This is a genomic window from Sulfuricurvum sp. (assembly GCF_023229695.1).
Taxonomy (GTDB): Bacteria; Campylobacterota; Campylobacteria; order Campylobacterales; family Sulfurimonadaceae; genus Sulfuricurvum.
In genome coordinates this window covers 118,033-141,983 of sequence record NZ_JALNYS010000005.1, presented here as the reverse complement: position 1 = coordinate 141,983, position 23,951 = coordinate 118,033, and the positions used below count along the sequence as shown (strand labels likewise).

The window sequence follows — 23,951 nt, the reverse complement described above, 5'->3', positions numbered from 1 at the left end:
GATGAAAGGTAAAACACTTGTTATCACCGGAGCTACCAAAGGGATCGGACAGGCGATTGCGGAACGATTTGCGCAAGCAGGGGTCAATATCGCCTTTACGTACAATTCCAATGCCGAAACGGCTAAAATTTTAGCGCAGGAGTGGGAGAGCAAATACGGCGTCAAAGCCCGTGCCTATCCCCTCAATATTTTAGAGCCGGATGAATTCAAACCCCTTTTTGAAGCCATTGATGCCGATTTCGACCGCATCGACTTTTTCGTCAGCAACGCGATGATCTACGGCCGCCCGGTCGTCGGCGGATACGGTAAATTCATGCGTCTCAAACCGCGCGGATTGAACAACATCTACACCGCCACCGTCAACGCGTTCGTCGTCGGAACCCAAGAAGCGGCAAAACGGATGGAAAAAACAGGCGGCGGTGCCGTCGTCACCATGTCCAGTACCGGAAACCTGATCTACATCGAAAACTACGCGGGTCACGGTACCAACAAAGCGGCCGTCGAGGCGATGGCACGCTACGCGGCGGTCGAACTCGGCGAAATGAATATTCGCGTCAATGCCGTCTCCGGAGGCCCGATCGATACCGACGCCCTCAAAGCGTTTACCAACTACGAAGAGGTCAAAGCCGAAACCATCAAACGCTCAGCCCTCAACCGCATGGGAAGCCCGAACGACATCGCGGGTGCCGTTTATTTCCTCTGTACCGAAGAGGCGGGCTGGATCACGGGTCAAACGATCATCGTTGACGGCGGGACCACCTTTCGTTAATCCCCGCTCTTCTCTCCGTCATTCCGTACTCGATACGGAATCCATCCCCTTTCCATCCTTTCCAAGTAATAGATCACTAAAACAAATCACACAAACCAATATTTATACATTATGCTATAATTTTTTTCAAATAGATTTGTCAAAAGGATTTGTATGATTGAAGCAACATTAGCAGAGATACGAAAACCGGAAACGCTTTACGCTTATCAAGATGAAATCGTTCATATCATTGACGGTCGAAAAAAAGTAGAGGTAGGCTATTTTGTCCCGAAATCGATGGCAAAAGAGTTTGCCGTATTTATCGACACCGTTGAAAAGGCAAAAAAACGCTCTTTGCTGGAACGTATCGCAAAAGCACAGGCAAAAGACCCTATCGAGGAGGGGAGTATAGCGGATGGAATACTCTAAAAACGATATTTGTCTCATCGATTTTAACCCCGCAAAAGGGGGAGAAATAGGCAAATTGCGTCCGGCGATCATTATAAGCGGGGATGAAGATAACCGTATTCTTTCTACCGTTATCGTGATACCGCTTTCGACAACGATCGAAGCGGATGCGTTGCCTTACCGTTTAACGCTCCCCATACGGGAAAAATTGGATAAAGTTTCTGATGCATGTATCAATGAAATACGCGCACTCTCAAAAATACGGATCAAAGAAAAAATAGCGTCCATTACACTAGAAGAGGAACAGATTATTCGAAAATCACTTTGTCAGCTGATCGGTTAGTTTATTTCTATCCATTACAAATAAAGTATAAAATGCAGAACAAAAAGCTGCTTTTTTAACTGACGCTGAAATATGGGGAAAGTAATTTCCTCGCCATCATTTTTGGCTATAATCACGCAAATCAAACAATTCTCGATACGCAAAAGGGTTTTTTTGTTCAATATCCCCAATATCCTCGCTTTTACCCGCCTCCTCATCGCTCCGGTGATGTTCTGGATCATCCTCAACCCTCAAGTGTTCACCGACAACGGCTGGCACATTACATGGAGTTACTACACCGCCTCATTGCTGTTTGTTATCGCTTCGGTAACCGATTTCTTCGACGGCTACGTCGCCCGCGAACTCGATCAGATCACGATCATAGGGCAGATTCTCGATCCCCTCGCCGACAAGATGCTCACCCTCGCTGCTTTTTTGGGGTTGATGATGACAGGTGCCGCATCAGCATGGGCCATTTATATCATTATCGTCCGAGAGCTCTTTATTACCGGTCTGCGTACCCTCTCCCTCTCCGAGGGGATCGATGTCAGCGCCTCTTTTGCCGGTAAAGTCAAAACGGTCGCACAAATGATTGCCATCGGGTTTTTACTGATGCACTGGAACGGCGGTGAACCTTTACTCTGGATTGCCGTAGCGTTAACCCTCTACTCCGGCGGAGAGTACCTCGTCGGTTTTGCCAAAGCCTACCGTTCTAAGGATCATGCATGAGTTGGATTATTTCTCTGGGTGTCTTGTCGGCACTCATCTTTTTTCATGAACTCGGCCACTACAGCGCCGCCCGTTTTTTCGGGGTCTACGTCGAAGTGTTCAGCATCGGCTTCGGAAAAAAACTCGCCTCCTTTAGCTGGCTGGGGACCCGCTGGCAAATCTCCGCCATCCCGCTGGGGGGATACGTCAAGATGAAAGGTCAAGACGATCTTGATCCTTCTCTCCTCAGCTTTGATTCCGACAGTTACAATACCAAAAAACCGTGGCAGCGGATTATCATCCTCCTTGCAGGGCCTCTGGCCAATTTTCTCCTTGCGTGGTTTTTATTTCTTGCGATTGCTGCGGGGGGTCCTAAAACCCTTTCACCGATCATCGGAAACATCGTCAAAGATTCCCCGGCTGCCGAAGCGGGGCTTCAAAAAGGGGACAGAGTCCTCATGATCGGGGGGACCAAGATTGCTACTTGGGATGAACTCTCCGATTTGATTAAAACCTCGGAGGGGGTGCTAAGTATTCAGGTCGAACGTTCCGGAATGGTTCACCAACTCCTCCTCACCCCTCGGATAACCGACTCCCGGAATATTTTTAAAGAGACGATCCGGCAGCGGATGGTAGGGATCGCCCCATCGGGAGAGAGCCATACCCTGCACCTTAACCCCGTAGAGACTCTGGTTTACGCAAGCAAAGAGACCTATAACGCATCGTTCATGATCTTCCAAAGTCTCGAAAAACTCCTCACCGGTGTCGTCCCCGCCAAAGAGCTCGGAGGGGTAGTCAGTATCGTTCAAATTACTGCAGACGCAACCGCATACGGATGGATGAGCCTTTTTTTCTTCTCTGCCTTTATCTCGGTCAATCTCGGGGTACTGAATCTTCTCCCCATCCCCGCTCTGGACGGGGGGCATATCCTCTTCAATCTCTATGAGATGATCCGCCGCAAAGCTCCAAGCGAGGCCCTGATTACCCAGCTGACCATCGGCGGATGGATTATTTTGCTCGGACTCATGACCCTTGGGCTCTATAACGACATTACAAGGCTGATGCAATGACTACACTCGAATACAAACGTCACTTCGACCGCATTATCGAACGGATCGAAAAAGCCCGTCTCCGTCTCAATGACCACCACATCGTCAAGATTGTCGCTGCAAGCAAATACGTGGATGCCGATGCAATACGTTCTCTCTACGGTATCGGCCAACGCGCCTTTGGCGAAAATAAGGTCCAAGATCTTAAAACCAAAGCCGATATACTCGATGAGTTCCCTTTGGAATGGCATTTCATCGGGACTCTCCAAAAAAACAAGATCAACGCCCTCTTAGCCATTCGTCCCCACTTGATTCACTCCCTCGATTCAATCGAACTTGCGCACGCCCTTCAGGAGAGACTGGTTCGGGAGAATCAGACGTTACGAGCACTGGTTCAGGTGAACTCCGCGTACGAAGAGAGCAAATCGGGATTTTTCCCCGAAGAATTTTTAGAGCGCTATGCCCAAATCGCTTCGGAATGCCCCAATATCCGTCTCCAGGGAATTATGAGTATCGGTGCCCATACGGACGATCAAAAAATTGTCCGGAAAAGTTTTGAAACAACCCGCGCTCTTTTTGATGACCTGCCGGAAGCCGCCATCTGTTCGATGGGGATGAGCAGTGATTTTGAACTTGCCGTCGAATGCGGCTCAACACTGGTCCGTTTGGGATCAATTTTATTTCCAAAATCTTAACCATCCCTTTTATCGTCACACTAAACCTTCAAACCTATGTTATAATATAAAACAGACGTTTATTATAAAAAGGTGATAAGTGAAGCAAATAAAAAGACGTGCAACGCTTTTCTCGATGGGGTTGGTTACCCTTCTCATAGCTATTTTTATTATCACAATAAGTGATGATAAAAAAAATGTTTTAGACGAGAAGACCGCTGCCCATCGTGCCCTTTTAAAAAGCTCCTTTGAACTTGCCATGCTCGACACCCAAAAAGGGCTCAGCTCGTTTGCGTGTAAACTTGCAGCCAATCGTGCGATTGTCGATGCTTTTGAAACCGGAAACCGGGATGAGCTCTACCGTTTGTCCATCCCCTATTTTCTAGAAGCCAAAGAGCGTAACGAAGTGGATCTGACCGGATTTATCCGTGCGGACGGAACCCATTTTTTACGGATGCAGGACCCTCATAAATTTGGGGATAACATCACCAAAAAACGTCCGATGCTGGCCCATGCTATCGCAATGCGAAAGCCGATCACTTCCCTCGATGTCACCCTATACGATGTTGCGCTGGTGACGATCATTCCCATTTTCAAAGACAATACGTTTATCGGAATCATCCAGACATCGGCCAGTCTCAATCGGGTCCAAGAACGGCTTAATCTTCACTCGGGGATCAAAAGTGCCATCGCGTTTGATACTCAAAAACTCCGTGCCCTCCTCCCCAAAGCGATCAAAAAAAGTTATCACGGCTACTCTCTGATCTCCTCAAACGACCCGTTATTTGAAAATTTACCCTCCTCTTTTTCGTTTTCCCATAGCAAACGATACAAGATTAACCACCGCCATTACATTATCGCCTCACGCCCGCTGATCAATTTCAATAACGAAACGGTTGCCATGATGACCTGTGCGTTTGACATTACCGATGATGTCCTCGATTATGAGGAGCAGATTCGTAATCTCCTCATCGTCAGCGTAATCTTGCTCGCCTTTATCGGGATCATTCTCCATTACGGATTCCAGATTTTAATCCGTCGTATCAACCGTGACGCCGTGATCGCACGTGAGCTCAATCTCAAACTTGAACACCAGCTCCACAGTGATTATTTGACCGATCTGCCGAATCGTTCTGCTCTGATTCGCGATATGGAACACAACCGTTTTTATGCCCTTATCCTTTTAAATATCGATAATTTCAAAGAGATCAACGATTTTTACGGCCATGCGATGGGGGATCAGATTCTTCTGGCACTGGGTCATTCGATTCAGGAGGTGACCTGCCATTTTCCGATGAATCTCTATAAAATGCCCTCCGATGAGTATGCCATTGCCCTCACCGAACCGATGTCCTCATCCGAACTAGACGCCACCCGTCTCTCCATCATCCATCACTTGCAGGCCAAACATTACGATCTTGACGGTGCCAATATCTACATCACCCTTACGGTGGGGATGGCGATCCTCTACGATCCGTCCAGTACCTCGACCAATTTACTGGTCAATGCCGATATTGCACTCAAAGCGGCCAAAAAACGGCACCTTAGCTATATGCTCTACGATGAGATCATGCAAATTAAAAAAGAGTACGAAAATAATATCTTGTGGAGTAAAAAGGTCAAAAAAGCGATCGAAGAGAACCTTTTTGCTCTCCACTTTCAACCGATTGTGGATTACACCGGAGCAGTCATCGAATACGAAACGCTGATTCGGATGATCGGAGAGGAAGGGGAAATCGTTTCACCGGCCCTCTTTCTCCCCGCAGCGCGTCAATCGCGACTCTATTCGCACATCTCCCGTTTTGTCATCGATTCCATTTTTAACATACTCGAATCGACCCCGCATACCTACTCCATCAATCTCTCGGTCGATGATATTTTAGACTCCTCTACCCGTCAGTTTTTGATGCATAAGTTAAGCCAATCCCCCCATTCAAGCCGATTGATTTTTGAGCTGCTGGAGAGTGAAGGGATTGAAAATTATTCGGAAGTCTCTGCCTTTATTGCACAGGTAAAACAGTACGGATGCACCATTGCCATCGATGATTTCGGTACGGGATACTCCAATTTCGCCCATATTATGAAGCTTGATGTCGACATTCTCAAAATCGACGGCTCCTTGATCCGCAATCTCGATACCGACACCAATGCCCAAAGCCTCGTCGGTGCGATCTCCGATTTTTCCAAACGGCTGGGACTAAAAACCGTTGCCGAATTCGTCCACTCCGAAGGTGTTTATACCAAATGCAAAGAGCTCGATATTGACTACGTGCAAGGGTATTACATCAGCGAACCCAAACCGCTCTTCTAGCGGGCAAGGGTAATACAAAACCCTTTGCGTTCCCCTTCGCACACGGTGATCTCCCCTCCGTGTGCCTGAGCAATGTTTTTCGCCAGAACCAGACCCAATCCGTTTCCCCGTTCTTTTGTACTTTTAAACGCCTCAAACAGCCATTTTTTATTCTCGATCGCGATCCCGCTGTCGTAGATCTCAAAAATATGATAACGTTCATCGCAACGGTACGTGAGCTCGATCACCCCATCCTCATTCTCATCCAGCTCAATAGCATCCACCGCATTGAAAATAAAATTGCTGAACAGCATCACCAGCAGATCCAGATCCCCGACCAGATCAAAATCATCATCCGGAAAACAAAAATCGATTTTTTTTCCGTAGCTGTAATAGCCGATCGCCGATTCGAGTGCTTCGCGAATCTGCCACCAGCGCAATGACCCTTTTTGAGCACTGACCCCTTTGGAGAACATCAACGTCGCCTTGATGATCCGCTCAATCCGATACAACGATTTTTGGATCTCGGTGACGATGGGCTTGTTCTCCTCCTTGACCCGCTTCATCAAGGTTGATGCCAGCAAAGCGATCGACCCGATCGGATTGCGAATTTCATGGGAAAGATGGGCCGCCATCTGCCCCATCGTCGCCAGGTTTTCTTTGCGCTTTTGGTCCGTTATATCGGTGGCACTGAGGAGATGCTTTTCATTATGAAGAGCTGACTTGATCAAAAAGGAGCGCTCTTCAAAGGCCACCTCATAATCTTGTTCATCCCATCGGAGGGTTTCGAACAGTTTATCCAACCCTTTGGCCTGGGAGTTTTGCAAAAAGATCGAACCGTCCGGTTCGACAATCCAGATTGCATTGGGTAAAAACTCGATCACCTGCTCGATCGTCGATTGTAGATGGGCATACGATTGGCGAAGAGCGACGTACTCCTCCTCAACTTTGTAGGTTTGATCGATCAGGGCCTTAAGCTCTTCGGCAGAGATCATCTCTGACATCAGTATTCCCCGATCTGTACGAGGATCCTGAAGAGGCCATAAGCGTCTTCCGTCCCCGAAAGCTCACGGATCGAGTGCATTGCCAGCGTCGGGACCCCGACATCGATCGTCTCGACTCCCAGACGAGTTGACGTGATGGGACCGATCGTAGAGCCGCACCCCATATCGCTTCGGGTGACAAACGTCTGTGTCGGGGTGTTGATCGCTTCGGCGCACTGAACGAAACGTCCCATTGTCCGTGCACTGGTGGCGTAGCGCTGATTGGCGTTGATCTTGACCGCGACTCCGCGATTGAGTAGCGGTGCATGCTCACTCTCATGTTTGGCGGGGAAATTCGGGTGGAGTGCATGGGCGTTGTCGCACGATACCATCAACGATCTACGCATCAGTAATGAAAAATCGTCCCCCGCAATGCGGCGAAGCACCTCTTCAAGAAACGTCCCCCCTGCCCCAACATGCGAATCGCTCCCCACCTCTTCGTGATCCATGCACGAGATCATCATCGGCGTTTGTGACTCCATAACCGCACGCAGGGCCACGAAACAGCTCAAAAGGTTATCCAAACGCGCCGACGTGATAAACTCTTCCTTAACCCCTAAAAATGAGCTTTTTTGGACATCATAAAAGCTGAGCTCATGGGCGAGAAGTTTCCCGCCGCGAATCCCCGCTTCCTCCAGTATCCACGATTCAAAATCAAACGCCTCCCCGCACCCGATCAACGGGACGATATCGGTCTGTGCATTGATGGAACGCGACGAGTTGGCATCCCGGTCAAGATGAATCGCGAGTGAGGAGACGACACCGATGGGACGCTTGAAATCGATCAATTTCTCCCGACGCTCCCCCGCACCGTTCAGATAGACGATTCGCCCCGCGAGGCTGAGATCACGGTCAAACCACGGATTCAATAATACCCCGCCGTACGGCTCCACCCCCAACCGGATCGTCCCGGCACTCTGGGTCACCGGATTGGGCTTCAAACGCAGATGGGGAGAATCGGTATGAGCCCCGATAATCGTGTACCCTTTTTCGGCTGAGGGAGGATAGGTAAACGCGATCAAGGAGGAATCGTTACGGGTAACGTAGTATCCGCCTCCATCTTGCAGCTCCCATTTTTCATACTCATCGAGTTTTTTAAACCCTTTTGCCTCCAGCGATTTTTCCATCATAGCGACCGCATGAAACGGAGTCGGAGACGCATCGATAAAATTCATCAGTTCTTCGTTAAATTCGCGCATTATTATTGTCCTGTTATAGTATAAATCATTCGCCGTAATGGCTCCACATCCGTAAAATTCTTACTGTCTTGGTCTCTTCGATCACCTGATACACTAAACGGTGCTTGATATTGATACGGCGCGAATAGGCTCCACTGAGATTACCGACAAGTTTTTCGTAGCTGGGAGGAGTTTGAAACGGATTGCATTTGATGATCTCGATCAGCTCTTTCGCTTTGTCGGCCAATCCTGCGGCAGAGAGGTTTTTCGCATCTTTTTGCGCCTCTTTGCTGTAGAGTATTTTGTAGCTTACCATTCGACCGATTCGCTAAATTCACTGTCGGTAGCATTCAAAGCCGCTTGTATCGATTCGGCCATATGAGGGATAGCATTGAGATACAGCGTCTCTTCGATCGCTTTCCAGTCCTCTTGGGAGAGCATAACGGCATTGTGACGCTTACCTGTGATAATGATCGGTTCGTGGCTGTGTGCCGTCTCATCGATGAGATTGTAAATGTCCGATCGAGCTTGACTGGCTGTGATAACTTTGGTCATAGATGCTCCTTAGTAACAAATCGTACCTAAAAGCGTACGCTTTGTCAAATCACATCCACATCTGCCAAAGCACTCAACTCTTCAATCACCTTGTTATCGACCCGAATCGCCGAATCGATGACGACATCGGCCAGTTTCGAGACGATGACGAGTTTGATCTCACGGCGTCCCGGGTGGCGGCGGACGAGGGTATAGAGCTTTTCAAGAGATTCGAGGTTGTCACTGAGGCGGATGCGTAACTGCAACGCTTCCTGCGGCGGGAGGTTTTCGACGATTTTGGTCTCCACCTTTTTCGCCTCTTTTTTCGCCTCGTTCAGGGTCATAATTTTCGTGACGCTGATGCGGGTGAACATCTCGGTGTGGGTTACCTTGACCTTGAACGCGATCGGTTCGTCCAGATCCATCGCTTCGAGCTGATCAACCCTGTCGCTGAAGAGCATCACCTCGATATTGCCGTGGAAGTCCATCAGGCTGACCAAACCGAACATTGACCCTTTTTTCGACATCTTTTTCGTGATCGTTTCGACTTTTCCGATGAAAATGGCGCTGGAGCCGTCGGCGATGTTTTCGACCTCGCTGGAGAGGGTATAGTTAATCGCGTCGATTTGATCGCGGAAGTTGTCAAGGGGGTGACCGGAGACGTAGAATCCGAGGGTCTCTTTTTCAAAATCGAGGAGTGCTTTAAGGTCATACTCGTCGTAATTTTTGAGGTTCAATTCGACCGTCGTCACCTCTGCATCATCCCCGAAGAGGCTGAATTGGGACTCTTTTTTGAGTGATGACCCTTTTTTTGCCGTCTCCACCATGATCTCAACCTGCTCGATCAACGCACGGCGTGAGTATCCGAAGCCGTCCAATCCTCCGGCTTTGATGATGCACTCGATCACCCTCTTGTTCACTTTTTGGGGTTCGATGCGGTTGATGAAGTCTTGAATGTCTTTGAACTCCCCCTCAGAACGCGCTTCGAGGATCGATTCGACCGCCGCTTCGCCGACCCCTTTGATCGCCCCTAAACCGAAGAGAATCTGATCTTGATCGTCTTTGTTGATCGCGGAGAATTCAAGTTGGGAGTGGTTGATATCGGGGGCGCCGAGGAAGATTTTCATCCGTTTGGCTTCGTCGATGTATTTGACCACTTTGTCGGTGTTGTCTTTTTCCGACGTCAGCAATGCTGCCATAAACTCCTGCGGATAGTACGTCTTGAGCCATGCCGTCTGAAAGGTGACCATTGCGTAGGCCGCCGAGTGGGATTTGTTAAACCCGTATCCGGCGAATTTTTCGATCAGATCGAAGAGTTCGGAGGCTTTTTTGTAATCCAGACCCTGATTTTGCGCCCCTTCACTGAACTCCTTGTTGTACTTTTGCATCTCTTCGATTTTCTTTTTCCCCATCGCACGGCGAACGATGTCTGCACCGCCGAGACTCATCCCACCGACCGTTTGGACGATCTGCATGACCTGCTCTTGGTACACGATGACCCCGTAGGTCGGTTTGAGGATCGGCTCCATCGAGGCAAAGGTGTACTCAATCACTTCACGACCGTGCTTACGCTCGATAAAACTATCCAGCATCCCCGATTCCATCGGTCCCGGACGATAGAGAGCGAGTACCGCAATCAAGTCCTCGAAATTACTCGGTTTAAGCCGTTTGTTCAAATCCTGCATCCCCGAACTCTCGATCTGGAACATCCCGATCGTATCGCCGCTTTGGATAATCCGGTACACTTCGGGATCGTTCTCATCGATGGCGTGCCAATCCACCTCTTTATCGTAACGCTTTTTGATCAGTTTGATCGCGCTGTCGATGACGTCGAGGGTTTTGAGTCCGAGGAAGTCGAATTTGATCAGGTCGATATCTTCAAGGTAGTTGAGCGAATACTGGGTGACAAACGTCTCCTCCCCCGAGGGTTTGTAAATAGGGGTCTTTTTCCACAGCGGTTCATTACTGATGACGACCCCCGCCGCGTGCATCCCGGCATTGCGCTTGAGCCCTTCGAGTTTTTTGGAAAATTCCCATACCCGTGCGATCTGTGCATCACTTTCAACAAGTTCCTGTATCTTCGGCTCTTTTTGGAACGCTCCGGGTTTGAACTCTCCCCCTTTGGTCTTGCCGTTGAGGGTGATCCCCAATTCGTCCGGGATCAGTTTGGCCATCATGTCGGCTTGGGAGAGGGGCATATCCAAAACACGGGCGACGTCACGGATCACCCCTTTGGCCAGCAATGAACCGAAGGTGATGATCTGCGCCACCTGCTCACGCCCGTATTTACGGACGACATAATCGATAATCTCGCCGCGCCGCGCCTGCATAAAGTCCATATCGATATCGGGCATCGATACCCGCTCCGGATTGAGAAAACGCTCAAACAGCAGGTCGTATTTCATCGGATCGATATCGGTAATCTCTAAAGAGTAGGCGACGAGGCTCCCCGCTGCCGAACCCCGTCCGGGCCCTACGGCAATCCCCATCCGTTTCGCCTCGCGAACGAAATCCCAAACGATCAGCATGTAGCCGGGAAATTTCATCTGATTGATGACATCCATCTCAAATTCAAGACGGTCGCGATACTCCTGATGACGCTCGCTCGGGACATGAATAAGCCGCTCCTCCAAACCGATCCGGCAGCGGTGGATAAAGTATTCGTCGTCGTTATCGATTTCCAGCCCCTCTTCGCGGGCATACTCTTCGGTAAATTTAAAATTCGGCGGGGTCGGGTTCCCCAGTTTCAGTTCCAGCTGACATTTGTCGGCGATCTCTTGCGTATGGTAGAGCGCCTCGGGAATATCGGCGAAGAGGCGGGCCATCTGTTCGGGCGATTTGATGTAAAACTCATGGACCGAGTGGCGCATCCGCTTGGGGTCGTCGTAAAGTTTATTCATCCCGATACACATAAACGCTTCATGATACTGTGCATCGCCCGCATAGGTGTAATGGGTGTCGTTCGTGGCAACGAGTTTAATCCCCGTCTCCCGTGAGAGTCGGATCACCTGCTCGTCGATAAAAAGCTGATCGGCAATCCCGTGGCGCATGATCTCCATGTAAAAATCGTCCCCGAATATCTCTTTGTACTCTAACGCGATCCGTTTGGCCTCGTCGTACCCTCCGGCACCGTTTTTGATATTACGTTCGTTATTGGTATTGAGGTGCCAGTTGATCTCCCCTTGCAAACACGCCGAAGTACAGATGATCCCTTCGCAGTTCTCACGCAGAAGCTGTTTGTTAATGCGGGGAAAATAGTAAAAGCCGTTGATGTAGGCTTGGGAAGAGAGATACATCAGGTTTTTATAACCCGTTTCGTTTTTGGCAAACAAACAGACATGAAAACGCTGTTTGATCGTTTTATCCCCTAACTCTTCGCCGTTATGGATATACGCTTCCATCCCGATGATCGGTTTGAGTCCCGCAGAACGCATCTGCTGGTAAAAATCGATCGCCCCGAACATGTTGCCGTGATCGCTCATCGCGACCGAAGTCATCCCCAACTCTTTAACCCGTGCCGCTAACGCCGATATTTTGTTGGCACCGTCGAGAAGAGAGTATTCGGTATGGAGATGGAGGTGGGTAAAGGGGGGGATGCTCATGAAAAAAAAACCTTGAAAAAATGTAAAATGATTATAGTCTATGAGCAATTAATATCTGATTTAACCATTTCAAATGCTATAATGACACCATCACACACAATGAGGTTCAATATGGTCGCGCTTGATACCCATCAGCTGTTAGCCGAAGTGGACTCAATGCCTATCGATCTCAAAACAAAGCTGATTGAGAAGCTTTTAAACAGTCTCAATCCACTGCATCACGACATAGAGTTGTGGAAACAAGAGATTGATTCTCGCGTCGCATCCATCGAAAAAGGTGCTGTGAACCTCATCGACGGAAACGATGTTTTTCGAAAAATTAAAGCCCGTTTTGAGCAATAGATCTCTATATAGTTTTCTTACGCTAAAATAATACTATTTTTATCTATAACTCAATTGGAGTGTGTCATCCATGTTAAAAAGACTATATGCACATAATTTTAAATGTTTACAAAATTTTGAATTAAAGCTTGAGGGTTTGAATTCAGTTTTTTTACTTGGTAAAAATAGCTCTGGAAAAACAACAATATTTGATGTAATAGAAATTTTTCAACAAATCGGTAGAGGTGTTACATCGTTAAAAGATTTAATTAATGAAACCAGTTTTAATCATGGAAATAAACATCTTCCTATTGAATTCGAATTAGATGTACTGATTGAGAAGAAAAACTTTAGTTATAAGCTCTCTATTGAATTTCCTGATGGTTTTATCTACCCAAGAATAAAAAATGAAAGTCTATTAGTTAACAATAAAGCTATTTTTCAACGTAATGGGGGACAAACATCATTCAATGACTCTAGCCATTTTTTATTAGATTGGCATCATATCGGGCTTCCTCTTATTTCGGTAAAATCAGAGAATGAACCTTTGGCTATTTTTAGAGATTGGCTTAAAAATATTATTATTTTATCCCCTTTTCCAAGACATTTTAGTGATCTGTCCAAAGCTGAGAGTGCAATTGTTTCAAGAGAAGGTGAAAATATTATTGACTGGGCAAGATGGTTGTTATCATCAAATCCAAGTTTATATATAACTATATTTGATTTTCTTAAATTTCGAATGCCAGATCTTGAAGTATTTAAGTTTGAAACATTGGGAAGAGATGATAGGGGATTAACATTTACTTTTAAAGACAACAATCAAAATCTTCCATTGAATTTTTCACAACTATCGGATGGAGAAAAGATATTCTTTTTAGGGGCTACAGTAATCGCTGCTCATATGAATAATCCAACTACATTATGCTTGTGGGATGAACCGGATAATTTTGTGGGTTTAAAAGAATTAAACCATTTTATTACTACTTTTAGAAAGTCATTTGAAGCTTCTGGAAGTAAAGCACAATTAATTATGACTTCCCATAATGAACGTGTCGTGAATAATTTTTCAGATCATAATATATTTGTTGTTAGTAGATCATCTCATTTATCTCCAACAAGAATAGAAGTTTTGGAAAATATTTCGTATGACAGTCATACAGTAATTGATGCTTTTGATAATGATGAATTGGAACGATAATGGGAGTTAGACGAGAGGAACAACATTTAGTTGTTTTATTGGAAGATGATCCATACAGAAGTATTTTAAATGGTATTAAAAATTCATTCAATATTAATGAACGAGTTATTGATGACAAAAAACCTTCACGTGGATGGGCAAAAGTTTTTGATGACCTTGAAAATAACATACATCTTTTAAAAAGATATCCAAAATGTCATATTCTACTTTTGATGGATTTTGATGATAAAGATAAAACGTCATTATCGTCTTTTGAAAAGAGAACAAGAAGATTAAATGAAATTACTCCTCCAGAATATTCGGAAAGAGTTTTTATACTTGGGGTTAATCATAAAGAAAGCGAAGCATTAAAAAAATACTTTAAAATATCAAAATTTGAACATATTGGGAAAAAATTAATTAAAGATTGTCCAACTGGGGATTTGTTAGATTGGCAAAATACGCATTTAGAATGTAATTTACCGGAAATAGAGCGTATGAGAGAAAATGGTGTTTTTGATTGGCTATTTACTACTTAGTCGTTGATCTCCTTCCCACTTAAAAGAGGGAACAAAAAAAGTTTACATCCGCTTAGAGAGCAGTTTATTAAGTCCATCCGCAAACGCTCTCACCGTTTTTTCAGTGATCGCAGAGGGGCCTCCGGTGATCTCTCCGTTATTGCGAAGCTCTTCCATCAGATTGCGCATAGCCAGAAGATGCTTGATATTGTTCTCATCGTAGATTGTCCCGCGCGGATCGAGGGCGACGGCACCGAGGGTGACGATCCGATCCGCCAGAGGGATATCGGCGGTGATGACCAGATCGTACGCGCAGCACAGCTCGGCGATCCGGTGGTCGGCTTCATCGGGCCCCTGTGCCACCACTTCCATCGATACATGGTGAACATCGGGGACGGAAATCCTTTTGTTGGCGATAAAGATCGTCGCGATCTTCCGTTTTAAAACGGCGCGCAGCAATATCTCTTTGAGGGCGTTGGGAAACGCATCGGCGTCAACAAGAATTTTCATCATCAGAGCAGCTCAATTCCGAACCGTTTCAACACCAGTACTTCGACTCCGAAACATCCGATCGTCATGAGAGCCGATAATCCGAGTGTCGGCCAAAACCCGATCTTTCCCAACACGAGGGGAAACATCAACAGCATCGGCAAGGTCGGCAATACATACCAAAAAAGATATCCCATATAATTGCCGATCTTTTCCATCGGCTCCTTTTCCAGATACATCCAGATCAAAACGCTAAAGGTTATTATCGGCAAAGCGGTGAATAAAGCACCCATTTTTTCGCTTCGTTTAACGGTTTCAGAGATTAACATAATAATACCTGCGGTCAGTAAGTATTTAACAAATAGCCACGCCATCGTCCCATCTCCTCAATGTTACGTCAAACGCTCAGAGAGAACCTGCTTGTACGCTTCCAGATCAAACGACCCGATTTGAGCCACTCCGCTTTTGACCGCCGCTTCCGCGACACTCGCCGAAACTTCAACAATCAGCCGTTTGTCAAACGGTTTAGGGATAATATACTCCTTGCCGAAAGCCAGCTGTGTCCCATAAATCTCATTGAGATACTCCGGAACCTCTTGGCGTGTCAATTCCGCCAGCGCGTGGGAAGCGGCAACCTTCATCTCCAGATTGATTGTTTTAGCCCGAACATCCATCGCTCCGCGAAAAATAAACGGAAAGCCCAAAACGTTATTTACCTGATTAGGATAATCGCTCCGTCCGGTGGCGACGATCGCATCCGGGCGCGTCGCTCGGACATCTTCAGGAAAAAGTTCCGGTGTTGGATTGGCGAGGGTAAAGATGATCGGATCGGGTGCCATGCGGGCAATATCCTCCAGCGTAAAGCTTCCCGGAGCCGAAAGACCTACGACAACATCGGCATTGGCAAATGCCTCTTCTTGCGTCATCCCCTCGGGTGCGGAAAACTCTCTCTTGTAAGCATTGAGATCGTTTCGTCCTGCATGGATTAGCCCTTTGGAATCGGACATATAAATCTCGCGAACTCCCATATAGCGATAAATCCGTCCGCAGCTGATCGCTGCGGCGCCCGCTCCGATAATGACCACTTTCAGCGACTCCACAGAGCGTCCGGTAATAAGACATCCGTTGAGAATACCGGCCGAGGAGATGACCGCCGTACCGTGCTGATCGTCATGCATGACCGGAATATCCAGCCGCTCAACCAGCCGCCGTTCGATTTCAAAACACTCGGGGGCTTTGATATCTTCGAGGTTGATCCCTCCGAATGTCGGGGCAATCGCCGCAACCACATCGCAAAAGCGCTCAATATCGGTCTCATCCACTTCGATATCGTAAGCATCCAAATCACTAAACCGCTTGAACAGAATCGCTTTTCCTTCCATAACCGGCTTGGAGGCCAATGCCCCCAGATTGCCCAGCCCCAAAACCGCCGTACCGTTTGAGATAACGGCCATCAAATTCCCTTTGGCGGTATAACGGTAGGCATCTTCGGGGTTTTTTTGGATTTCGAGGCACGGAGCGGCTACACCGGGAGAATAGGCCAGACTCAAGTCATGCTGCGTTTTAAACGGTTTCGTAATGCAGGTGGCGATTTTACCGGGGCGAGGCCCCTCATGATAGAGTAAAGCTTGCTGATTTAGGGATGTATCGTGACTCACACTGACCTCTGTATGTTTAAATATCGAATTATACTACGACTCAAGACATCGGTATATTACCGACCGCGTCGGCTCTCGCTGCGATGAGATGAGCTGTCGCGTTTTTGAGGCTCTCTACGCCCCCCTTGGGGTTTGGCGCCTTGTGGTTTACCGCCGCCGGGACGAGGTGAATTTCCGCGTCCGCCGCCGCCTCCGCGCCCTTGCACGATCGGCATCGCCATAATCGACGGATCCGGCTCATACCCTTCGATAATATCACGATCGAGTTTACGGTTAATCAGCCGTTCAATCCCTTTGAGATAATCATACTCATCGACACACACAAGGGAGATTGCTTCCCCCTCATTGCCCGCACGTCCGGTACGTCCGATACGGTGGACATAATCTTCGGCAATGTTGGGGAGTTCGAGGTTAACGACATGGGGAAGCTGGTCGATATCCAATCCGCGCGCCGCAATATCGGTCGCGACGAGGATTTTGACCGCACCCGCTTTGAAATCGCTCAACGCTTTGGTACGGGCCGCCTGACTTTTGTTACCGTGGATGGCCGCCGCCGAGACGCCGATTTTCTGGAGATAATCGGAGAGTTTGTTGGCCTGATGCTTGGTACGGGTAAAAACGAGAACCTGCTCCCATTTATTTTCCTTGACCAAATGGCCAAAGAGAGCACTCTTTTTAGCGCAGTCCACCAAAATTACCCGTTGGGTCACCAGTTCGCTCGACGTATTGCGGCGTGCCACTTCGACGATGGCCGGATTGCGCAAAATCGATTCGCACAGCGTCTTGATCTCATCGCTGTAGGTCGCCGAAAAGAGGAGGTTTTGCCGTTTGGCCGGTAATGCCGAAATAACACGGCGAATATCTTTGATAAAACCCATATCCAACATTCGGTCCGCTTCATCTAGAATCAGCATCTCCACATGACGCAAATCGACCGTCCCCTGCGACATATGATCAAGCAACCGTCCCGGAGTCGCGATGAGGATATCGATTCCGTTACGCAACGCCGTGATCTGCGGCTGGATTCCGACACCGCCGAAAATAATAGCACTTTTAAAGGGGAGATATTTTCCGTACGTCTTAACGCTCTCCCCTACCTGCGCGGCAAGTTCACGTGTCGGTGTCAGAATAAGGACACGAACGTGGCGCGGCGCTTTGGGATTAAACGGTTTACGGGAGAGGATCTCCAACATCGGCAAGGTAAATCCCGCCGTTTTTCCGGTACCCGTCTGGGCCCCGGCAAGCATATCACGCCCTTCTAAGATCGGGGGAATCGCCTGTGCCTGGACAGGGGTCGGGGTGGTATAACCCTCTTCGGTGACCGCTTTGAGAATCGGAGCGGAGAGGTTAAGTTCGGTAAATAACATTAGTAATGGGTTTCCTTAGAATGGTTCAAGCGGAGAAAATGTGCAGAGATTAGACAGAGCGTACGGATTTTCCGTTGTAATGGTGACATTATAGCTGATTATGCGCCACTTATTCACTTCCATCCCAAATAGAACGTTTCGACCGATTCGGCTCTCATCGGTTCGGCAAAATGGTATCCCTGAACCTCATCGCATCCATACTCGCGGATAAGATTGAATACCTCACCGTTTTCTACCCCTTCGGCAATCGTTTTAAGGTTAAGGTTTTTGGCCATTTGGATGATGGTCCGAACGATAACGGCATCTTCCTGATCTTGCAAAATATCCCGGACGAACGATTGATCGATTTTAAGTTTATCGACGGCAAACCGTTTGAGATAAGAGAGGCTTGAATACCCCGTACCGAAATCATCGATAGAGAGCTGTATCCCCAACCCTTTGAGTGTTTGCACGGTCTGATAGATGTTTTCGGTATCGTGGATGAGGATCGATTCGGTGAGTTCAAGTTCCAGATATCGGGGATCCAGACCTGATACGGACAACGCTTCTCTGACGACGGCTTCCAAATCTCCTTGTTTAAACTGTATGGCAGAGATATTGACGGCAACGGTTAAACTCATCCCCTGCTGACTCCAGAGGGCAGCTTGTCTGCATGCCTCCCGAATGACCCATTCGCCGATCTGAACAATCAGACCGGTCGATTCCGCGACGGGGATAAAACTCATCGGCGGTATCATCCCCATCTGCGGATGCCGCCACCGTATCAGCGCTTCGACCCCGCTAACCTTATGGTGAGCCAAATCGATTTGCGGTTGGTAATAGAGGAGAAACTCGCTGTTTTGTAGCGCGATTTTGAGATCGTTTTGCATTTTGAATTTACCGATCAGATTATGATTCATTTGCGGGTCATAAAAACAATAGGTGTTTTTGCCCGACTCTTTGGCTTTATACATCGCCGTATCGGCGTTTTGCAGCAACACTTCAAATGTATCGCCGTGATCAGGGTAAATGGCAATCCCGATGGATGCCGAGGATGCGAGAGGATGGGTGTTGACGACAAACGGCTCATCAAACTCTTTGAGAAGATTTTTTGTTAGGATGACAACATCCGATATACTGGCTATATCCGAAAAAATTAGGAGAAATTCATCCCCCCCCTGCCGGCTCATCGTATCACTTTCTCGAATATGCTCTTTTAAGCGTTGAGTAACCATTCTTAACATCGTATCCCCTACCGAATGTCCCAGAGAGTCATTGACGGTTTTAAACCCGTCAAGATCGATAAAAAGAAATACCGTTCTGGAACCGTTTCGATGGGCATATGCGATTGCCTGTTCGGCTCTGTCTTTCGCAAGAATACGGTTCGGAAGCCCCGTAAGAGCATCATAATGGGCTATAAATTCAACTTTTTTTTCAATCATTGTACGCTCGGTGACATCTTGTACCATACCGGTAGAACGCACCGGATTGCCTGACGGATCGTAATAGCTCTTACCCCATTCACGAACGTATTTAATCCGTCCATCGTTCAATAATAGCCGATGGGTTAGATCATAGGATGTTTCATTATTGAGCGATTTGTGATACACCCGCACTACTCTCTCTCGATCATCCGGATGGATAACCTCAATAAAATCGGGATAGGATGGAGGGGATTCATCGAAAATTATCTCAAAAATACGGTACATTTCATCCGAACACAGCAGCGTCATCGTGCTAAAACAAAATTCCCAACTTCCGATTTTAGTAATCTTTTGAACCTCTTTCAAAGAGGCTTCTTTTTGTTCTAAAAGAAGCTCTTGATGCTTGCATTTGGTAACATCGGTTAGATTCACAATGAAGTATTCAACGTTATTCTCGTTATCCTTCGTGGCTGAAACATGGATGGTCAGAAAAAGGGAGACTCCATCTTTGTGTTGATGGATTGTTTCAAATAAACCCTGATTAGAGCACTCAGAGATAGTGTTTTTATACGCTCCAAAGCGAAGCATACATTCAACAGTAAAAATATCCTCCATCAATGCCCCGGTCAATTCACCCGGTTCGTATCCCAGAATTCTGGCAAATACGGCATTAACACTCTCTATACGGTTGTTTGCGGCATTGCAAACCGCTACACCGATATGCAGGTTATTAAAAATAGATTCCAGTCTCTTCATAAAAAAGATCATACCGTTACGACGGTCATATTCGGGTCACACCGATTCGGTTGCCCTTATATCCGTTTAGGAATTGAACGGTATACAAACCTCTCAAAACGCTCTTCAGGCAGTTACATTCTGAACGATCGCCAGTCTAAACGACACATGATCATACTCAAATGAGGTCGTGGAAATGGCTACCTCCAAGATCCGTCCCTCTTTGGTTTTGTGTCTGGTTTCGAATGAAATATTTTTCTGCGTGTTGATACGTTCCCTAATAGTATCAAGCTCATCTAAGGTGGCACATACGTCGAAATCGTAAACTTTCATCCGTAAAAATTCTTCCCGGGTATACCCCAGCATTCTCGTTGCCGTATCGTTCACATACGTTATCGAGTGATCGTCTGCGACGATGTAGATGGCGTCATTGACGTTATTAACGGCCGTCTCCAGAAGTCTAAGCCGCTTTTGCGTCTCTTTTTTTAGCGTGGCATTGAGCTTTTGCACCTCCTCTTGCGCCTGTTTACGTTCCGTAATGTCGCGAGAGAGGGTGATATAGGTTCCGCTGGACTCTTTTTTGGTGACGGAAAGTTCAAACCATCGTTTCCCCTCAGGAAACTCCAGACTGTACGTATTGCCCAGAGAGAACCCTTTTTCATCCACCTCTTTCATGGTTTGAAACGAGATATCGACAACATCGGGAGGGAGAACCTCTTTAAAGTTTTTACCGATCAGCATCTCTTTTTGAGCGACCAGCAGTTCCTGATTCTGTGCCCATATATTCAGATAGGTTCCCTCCGGAGCGATTTCAAAAAGCATATCCGGAATGGCGTTGATAATCCCTTCATTGAATTCCAGCGCTTTTTGAAGTTCGACGGTACGCTCTTCCACCCTTCTTTCGAGGATACCGTTTAGATTTCGGATCGTTTCTTCGACTTTTTTCTGTTCGGTGATATCCCGAACCGCCGAGAACGAATAGAGAGTTCCCTCATACTCGAATACACTTGTATCAATTTCAACGTCGAGGAAAACTCCCTCTTTCGTACGATGTCTGGTTTCGAAACGGAGGCTTTGATTGTTTATCTGCATATGAGAGATATTGAGGCTCAGCCTCTCTTCATCTATGTCGGGATCAAGTTCGAATATGCTCATCCGTTCGAGTTCTTCGCGCGCATAGGCGGTCATCCGGCAAGCCCCCTCATTCACCTTGACGATGCGCCTTCCCATCATGATATAGGTCGCTTCGTTTGTATTATTCAGCGCTTTTTCGATGATTAAAAGATCTTTTTCGGCAACTTTTCGTTCAGTAATATCTCGGGCGATCGCCATATTGTAGTGCCTCCCTTTATATTCGATGTAGTTGGTACTCACCTCCACCGGAAAAACGGAACCGTCTTTACGTCGATGTTTAAGCTCCATCGTCATGTTCCCGACCTCTTTAAGAATCCCCCAGTGTTCCGGCCATCGCTCTTTCGGCCAATCAGGATCGACATCTCCGACGTTCATCCCCGCGAATTCCTCCTGGGTATATCCCAGTGCACGACACGCTCCCTCGTTGACATAATAAAAATCTCCGTTTTCATCGATCAAAAAGACGGCGTCCTTGATATGATCGAGGGCGAATTTTTTCAGCAACAGCCTCTCTTCCGCCTCTTTTTGTTCCGTCATATCCCAGACGTTGGCAATATGATAGAGTATTTCCCCCTCTTCATCTTTGATAACAATCAACTCGATAATGACGGGGAAAAGGTTTCCGTCCTTACGCTTATGAAGTGTTTCAAATACCGCATACCCTTTTTCAAAAGCCTCTTTCTGAATCTCCAAAATGGCGGTTGCGAACCCCGGTGCAAGGAGCTCCCCTACACTCATTTTTTTTAATTCTTCGGACGTGTATCCGTACAGTGCGTTAAATGCGGCATTGGTTGCTTCGAAGCGGTTGCTGATCCCGATATGCAGTGCGATTCCCCAACGGGCATGTTTAAAAATATCGGCCCATTTCTGGAGAGTTTTTTCGACCTCTTCGAGTTCGATGATTTTACGGGAGAGCTGATTGATCCGCTCCAGCGAGAGTCTTTTACCGGGTAAGAACGTATTGCTGAAACGCTCACCGTATTCAGCATAAGGGAGCTCTATCGTAAAACAGGCTCCGCCGTTTGCGTTGCAAACATCAATACTCCCCCCGAATCGATTTTCAACGATGTTTTTGGTCATAAACAAACCCAGCCCGGACCCCTCTTCTTTTGTAGTGAAATGGAGATCAAAAACCATACCGATCGGCGTTATACGAATCCCCCCCGCATTATCCTCAACCCGGATGATACACTTTGTTTCCCCCTCTTCGACCCGAACGGTGATTGTTGGAACATCGGTTTCTCTCCCGTCAAATGCCTCCTTGGCATTGAGGATAAGGTTGAGTATCGCGTGGGTAAATTCGTTAGGGTTGCCCTGAATGGTCGGATTCGCTTCCAGCTCGAAATAAAGGCGGATACGGCTGTTTTCAAACGAATATTCGGTTATTTTACGGATTTTAGATAGCTCATCGGTAATGAGAAAATTTTTGTTCTCATTATGGTGTTGTGCCAAAAAACTATAAAACGTATCGATGGTTTCAGCCAGATGCTGAAGTAGCTTAAAACTGGTTTCAACCGAATCCAAAAGTTTCTCTTTGGAGATTTCCCCCTGAAAAATGAGGGCGGCTTTTATGTTGTTCTGAATCGTACCGATGGCATTGAGCGGCTGTTTCCACTGGTGGGCGATGTTTCCGAGCATTTCTCCCATCGAAGCGTAGCGCGACTGTAGAAAAAGGATCTTCGAGTCGGTCTCCTGTTTTCTGAGAACCTGATCGCGCTCCTTTTTGAGCTGTTTTACAAGGTAGAGAAGATACGCCGAGAGGAGAACCCCGCCCGATGCCAAAACGGCCAGACAGGAGCTAAGTTCGACGGCAGTGATATGGGCGGACAAAACGACGGGAACCAGCAATCCTGCCGGAAAAAGCGGTTTCATATACCCGGACGGGAAAGATTTCGGATGTCAAGCCGATATCCGACCCCCCGAACGGAGATGATGATCTCGATCCCCAGTTTTTTCCGCAATCTCAACACGATATTTTTGATCGCCGATTCGCATATCGGATCAAGCGGCCACAAGCCCGCCCCTATCTCCTCTTTGGTAACCGTTCTGTGTCTGTTTTTGATAAGCAGCTGCAAAAGTTCATGCTCTTTTCCCCCCAACGCCACAACCGATCCGTTTCGGTAAAGCTCCTGAGTAGCGGAGTTGTAATAGAGCTGTTTGCCCAGTGCAATCAACCCCAACTCTTTATTGGCCCGCTGTATTGCCTTACAAATCGTGAAAGTCAATTTTTCAAGTTCTACCGGTTTTACCAGATAGCCGTCAATCGAAAGATTGGCGGCATTCAGGAGCATCTCCTGCTCGACAAAACTGGTCATCAGGATAATGGGAATCGCATAGCTCTCTTTACGAATCTGACGAACAAGACCTAATCCGTCTTTTTTAGGCATTTTGATATCGGTAATAACAAGATCGGGACGCTCATCTTCATACAGCCGATAGGCCTCCTCGCCATCTGAGGCGACGTAAACTTTATCAAAAAGCATTCCCAATATATCCGAAGTCTCTCTTCGGGTAATATTGTCATCCTCGGCATACAAGACATTTTTATCTTTGAGCAGCAACATGTTTTGAACCATTGTCACAATCTTTCCTC

22 protein-coding genes are annotated in these 23,951 nt (G+C 47.2%); 10 read left to right on the top strand and 12 right to left on the bottom strand.

Annotated features, from left to right (window positions below; translation table 11 throughout):
* Position 1 precedes the first annotated feature (1 nt).
* The 7 genes from M0P91_RS04910 to M0P91_RS04880 all read left to right on the top strand — a co-directional run bounded on the left by M0P91_RS04910 (position 2) and on the right by M0P91_RS04880 (position 6,220).
* Positions 2 to 769 carry an enoyl-ACP reductase gene (locus M0P91_RS04910; protein ID WP_295065207.1) on the top strand — a complete coding sequence of 256 codons (768 nt, stop codon included), beginning with the start codon at positions 2 to 4 and terminating at the stop codon, positions 767 to 769.
* 153 nt (positions 770 to 922) lie between these two features.
* A complete protein-coding gene (locus tag M0P91_RS04905) occupies positions 923 to 1,177 on the top strand; it encodes a hypothetical protein (RefSeq protein ID WP_295065205.1) in 255 nt (84 codons plus the stop codon).
* Positions 1,164 to 1,499 (top strand): type II toxin-antitoxin system PemK/MazF family toxin, encoded by a 336-nt coding sequence (locus tag M0P91_RS04900; RefSeq protein WP_295065203.1) that lies wholly within the window; start codon positions 1,164 to 1,166, stop codon positions 1,497 to 1,499. The genes M0P91_RS04905 and M0P91_RS04900 overlap by 14 nt, the downstream gene beginning before the upstream one ends.
* Before the next feature lie 153 nt (positions 1,500 to 1,652).
* The gene (gene pgsA / locus M0P91_RS04895; RefSeq protein ID WP_295065200.1) at positions 1,653 to 2,207 is read left to right on the top strand and encodes a CDP-diacylglycerol--glycerol-3-phosphate 3-phosphatidyltransferase; all 555 of its coding nucleotides are present in this window, start codon (positions 1,653 to 1,655) and stop codon (positions 2,205 to 2,207) included.
* The gene (gene rseP, locus M0P91_RS04890) at positions 2,204 to 3,256 is read left to right on the top strand and encodes an RIP metalloprotease RseP (RefSeq protein ID WP_295065198.1); all 1,053 of its coding nucleotides are present in this window, start codon (positions 2,204 to 2,206) and stop codon (positions 3,254 to 3,256) included. The genes pgsA and rseP overlap by 4 nt, the downstream gene beginning before the upstream one ends.
* Positions 3,253 to 3,930 (top strand): YggS family pyridoxal phosphate-dependent enzyme, encoded by a 678-nt coding sequence (locus M0P91_RS04885; RefSeq protein ID WP_295065196.1) that lies wholly within the window; start codon positions 3,253 to 3,255, stop codon positions 3,928 to 3,930. Before rseP ends, M0P91_RS04885 begins: the two co-directional genes overlap by 4 nt.
* Positions 3,931 to 4,009: 79 nt before the next feature.
* Positions 4,010 to 6,220 (top strand): EAL domain-containing protein, encoded by a 2,211-nt coding sequence (locus M0P91_RS04880; protein ID WP_295065194.1) that lies wholly within the window; start codon positions 4,010 to 4,012, stop codon positions 6,218 to 6,220.
* Here M0P91_RS04880 and M0P91_RS04875 read toward each other — a convergent pair.
* Genes M0P91_RS04875 through dnaE form a run of 5 tightly spaced genes read right to left on the bottom strand, consistent with a single transcriptional unit; the run spans position 6,217 to position 12,556 of the window.
* Positions 6,217 to 7,203: a HAMP domain-containing sensor histidine kinase gene (locus M0P91_RS04875; protein ID WP_295065192.1), complete on the bottom strand. Its 987-nt coding sequence runs from the start codon at positions 7,201 to 7,203 to the stop codon at positions 6,217 to 6,219. The two genes, M0P91_RS04880 and M0P91_RS04875, sit on opposite strands and share 4 nt — an antisense overlap.
* Entirely contained in the window at positions 7,203 to 8,441 is a 1,239-nt protein-coding gene (locus M0P91_RS04870) for a M18 family aminopeptidase (RefSeq protein WP_295065191.1), read from the bottom strand. The genes M0P91_RS04875 and M0P91_RS04870 overlap by 1 nt, the downstream gene beginning before the upstream one ends.
* A gap of 25 nt (positions 8,442 to 8,466) precedes the next feature.
* Complete coding sequence (locus M0P91_RS04865; protein WP_295065189.1) at positions 8,467 to 8,736, bottom strand: Txe/YoeB family addiction module toxin; 270 nt, start codon at positions 8,734 to 8,736, stop codon at positions 8,467 to 8,469.
* A complete protein-coding gene (locus M0P91_RS04860; protein ID WP_295065187.1) occupies positions 8,730 to 8,975 on the bottom strand; it encodes a type II toxin-antitoxin system Phd/YefM family antitoxin in 246 nt (81 codons plus the stop codon). The genes M0P91_RS04865 and M0P91_RS04860 overlap by 7 nt, the downstream gene beginning before the upstream one ends.
* Before the next feature lie 44 nt (positions 8,976 to 9,019).
* Complete coding sequence (gene dnaE, locus M0P91_RS04855) at positions 9,020 to 12,556, bottom strand: DNA polymerase III subunit alpha (RefSeq protein WP_295065185.1); 3,537 nt, start codon at positions 12,554 to 12,556, stop codon at positions 9,020 to 9,022.
* Positions 12,557 to 12,667: 111 nt separating this feature from the next.
* On the opposite strand from dnaE, the gene M0P91_RS04850 reads away from it, so the two are divergent.
* The 3 genes from M0P91_RS04850 (at position 12,668) to M0P91_RS04840 (ending at position 14,593) form a co-directional block, all read left to right on the top strand.
* Positions 12,668 to 12,898: an addiction module protein gene (locus M0P91_RS04850; protein ID WP_295065183.1), complete on the top strand. Its 231-nt coding sequence runs from the start codon at positions 12,668 to 12,670 to the stop codon at positions 12,896 to 12,898.
* 70 nt (positions 12,899 to 12,968) lie between these two features.
* Positions 12,969 to 14,075: an AAA family ATPase gene (locus M0P91_RS04845; protein WP_295065181.1), complete on the top strand. Its 1,107-nt coding sequence runs from the start codon at positions 12,969 to 12,971 to the stop codon at positions 14,073 to 14,075.
* Positions 14,075 to 14,593, top strand: coding sequence for a hypothetical protein (locus tag M0P91_RS04840; RefSeq protein WP_295065179.1), 519 nt, complete (start codon positions 14,075 to 14,077; stop codon positions 14,591 to 14,593). Before M0P91_RS04845 ends, M0P91_RS04840 begins: the two co-directional genes overlap by 1 nt.
* A 42-nt stretch (positions 14,594 to 14,635) precedes the next feature.
* Here M0P91_RS04840 and M0P91_RS04835 read toward each other — a convergent pair whose 3' ends face one another.
* From M0P91_RS04835 to M0P91_RS04805, 7 genes are all read right to left on the bottom strand, one after another.
* Positions 14,636 to 15,085 carry a YaiI/YqxD family protein gene (locus tag M0P91_RS04835; RefSeq protein ID WP_295065177.1) on the bottom strand — a complete coding sequence of 150 codons (450 nt, stop codon included), beginning with the start codon at positions 15,083 to 15,085 and terminating at the stop codon, positions 14,636 to 14,638.
* Positions 15,085 to 15,390 carry a DUF3147 family protein gene (locus M0P91_RS04830; protein ID WP_295065175.1) on the bottom strand — a complete coding sequence of 102 codons (306 nt, stop codon included), beginning with the start codon at positions 15,388 to 15,390 and terminating at the stop codon, positions 15,085 to 15,087. The genes M0P91_RS04835 and M0P91_RS04830 overlap by 1 nt, the downstream gene beginning before the upstream one ends.
* Positions 15,391 to 15,453: 63 nt before the next feature.
* Positions 15,454 to 16,719, bottom strand: a complete 1,266-nt coding sequence (locus M0P91_RS04825) for a malic enzyme-like NAD(P)-binding protein (RefSeq protein WP_295065173.1) — start codon at positions 16,717 to 16,719, stop codon at positions 15,454 to 15,456.
* A gap of 56 nt (positions 16,720 to 16,775) precedes the next feature.
* Entirely contained in the window at positions 16,776 to 18,086 is a 1,311-nt protein-coding gene (locus M0P91_RS04820; protein WP_295065171.1) for a DEAD/DEAH box helicase, read from the bottom strand.
* 113 nt (positions 18,087 to 18,199) lie between these two features.
* Complete coding sequence (locus tag M0P91_RS04815; protein ID WP_295065169.1) at positions 18,200 to 20,245, bottom strand: EAL domain-containing protein; 2,046 nt, start codon at positions 20,243 to 20,245, stop codon at positions 18,200 to 18,202.
* Positions 20,246 to 20,350: 105 nt separating this feature from the next.
* The gene (locus tag M0P91_RS04810; protein WP_295065167.1) at positions 20,351 to 23,230 is read right to left on the bottom strand and encodes a PAS domain S-box protein; all 2,880 of its coding nucleotides are present in this window, start codon (positions 23,228 to 23,230) and stop codon (positions 20,351 to 20,353) included.
* On the bottom strand, positions 23,227 to 23,934 hold the full coding sequence (locus tag M0P91_RS04805; RefSeq protein WP_295065263.1) for a response regulator transcription factor: 708 nt from the start codon (positions 23,932 to 23,934) through the stop codon (positions 23,227 to 23,229). Before M0P91_RS04805 ends, M0P91_RS04810 begins: the two co-directional genes overlap by 4 nt.
* Positions 23,935 to 23,951: the final 17 nt, after the last annotated feature.

What these genes read in the sequence shown, in the direction of transcription:
- M0P91_RS04910 (WP_295065207.1), top strand. Translation starts at nt 2, where the DNA reads ATGAAAGGTAAAACACTTGTTATCACCGGAGCTACCAAAGGGATCGGA.
- M0P91_RS04905 (WP_295065205.1), top strand. Translation starts at nt 923, where the DNA reads ATGATTGAAGCAACATTAGCAGAGATACGAAAACCGGAAACGCTTTAC.
- M0P91_RS04900 (WP_295065203.1), top strand. Translation starts at nt 1,164, where the DNA reads ATGGAATACTCTAAAAACGATATTTGTCTCATCGATTTTAACCCCGCA.
- rseP (WP_295065198.1), top strand. Translation starts at nt 2,204, where the DNA reads ATGAGTTGGATTATTTCTCTGGGTGTCTTGTCGGCACTCATCTTTTTT.
- M0P91_RS04885 (WP_295065196.1), top strand. Translation starts at nt 3,253, where the DNA reads ATGACTACACTCGAATACAAACGTCACTTCGACCGCATTATCGAACGG.
- M0P91_RS04875 (WP_295065192.1), bottom strand. Translation starts at nt 7,203, where the DNA reads ATGTCAGAGATGATCTCTGCCGAAGAGCTTAAGGCCCTGATCGATCAA.
- M0P91_RS04870 (WP_295065191.1), bottom strand. Translation starts at nt 8,441, where the DNA reads ATGCGCGAATTTAACGAAGAACTGATGAATTTTATCGATGCGTCTCCG.
- M0P91_RS04865 (WP_295065189.1), bottom strand. Translation starts at nt 8,736, where the DNA reads ATGGTAAGCTACAAAATACTCTACAGCAAAGAGGCGCAAAAAGATGCG.
- M0P91_RS04860 (WP_295065187.1), bottom strand. Translation starts at nt 8,975, where the DNA reads ATGACCAAAGTTATCACAGCCAGTCAAGCTCGATCGGACATTTACAAT.
- dnaE (WP_295065185.1), bottom strand. Translation starts at nt 12,556, where the DNA reads ATGAGCATCCCCCCCTTTACCCACCTCCATCTCCATACCGAATACTCT.
- M0P91_RS04850 (WP_295065183.1), top strand. Translation starts at nt 12,668, where the DNA reads ATGGTCGCGCTTGATACCCATCAGCTGTTAGCCGAAGTGGACTCAATG.
- M0P91_RS04845 (WP_295065181.1), top strand. Translation starts at nt 12,969, where the DNA reads ATGTTAAAAAGACTATATGCACATAATTTTAAATGTTTACAAAATTTT.
- M0P91_RS04840 (WP_295065179.1), top strand. Translation starts at nt 14,075, where the DNA reads ATGGGAGTTAGACGAGAGGAACAACATTTAGTTGTTTTATTGGAAGAT.
- M0P91_RS04835 (WP_295065177.1), bottom strand. Translation starts at nt 15,085, where the DNA reads ATGATGAAAATTCTTGTTGACGCCGATGCGTTTCCCAACGCCCTCAAA.
- M0P91_RS04830 (WP_295065175.1), bottom strand. Translation starts at nt 15,390, where the DNA reads ATGTTAATCTCTGAAACCGTTAAACGAAGCGAAAAAATGGGTGCTTTA.
- M0P91_RS04820 (WP_295065171.1), bottom strand. Translation starts at nt 18,086, where the DNA reads ATGTTATTTACCGAACTTAACCTCTCCGCTCCGATTCTCAAAGCGGTC.
- M0P91_RS04815 (WP_295065169.1), bottom strand. Translation starts at nt 20,245, where the DNA reads ATGAAGAGACTGGAATCTATTTTTAATAACCTGCATATCGGTGTAGCG.
- M0P91_RS04810 (WP_295065167.1), bottom strand. Translation starts at nt 23,230, where the DNA reads ATGAAACCGCTTTTTCCGGCAGGATTGCTGGTTCCCGTCGTTTTGTCC.
- M0P91_RS04805 (WP_295065263.1), bottom strand. Translation starts at nt 23,934, where the DNA reads ATGGTTCAAAACATGTTGCTGCTCAAAGATAAAAATGTCTTGTATGCC.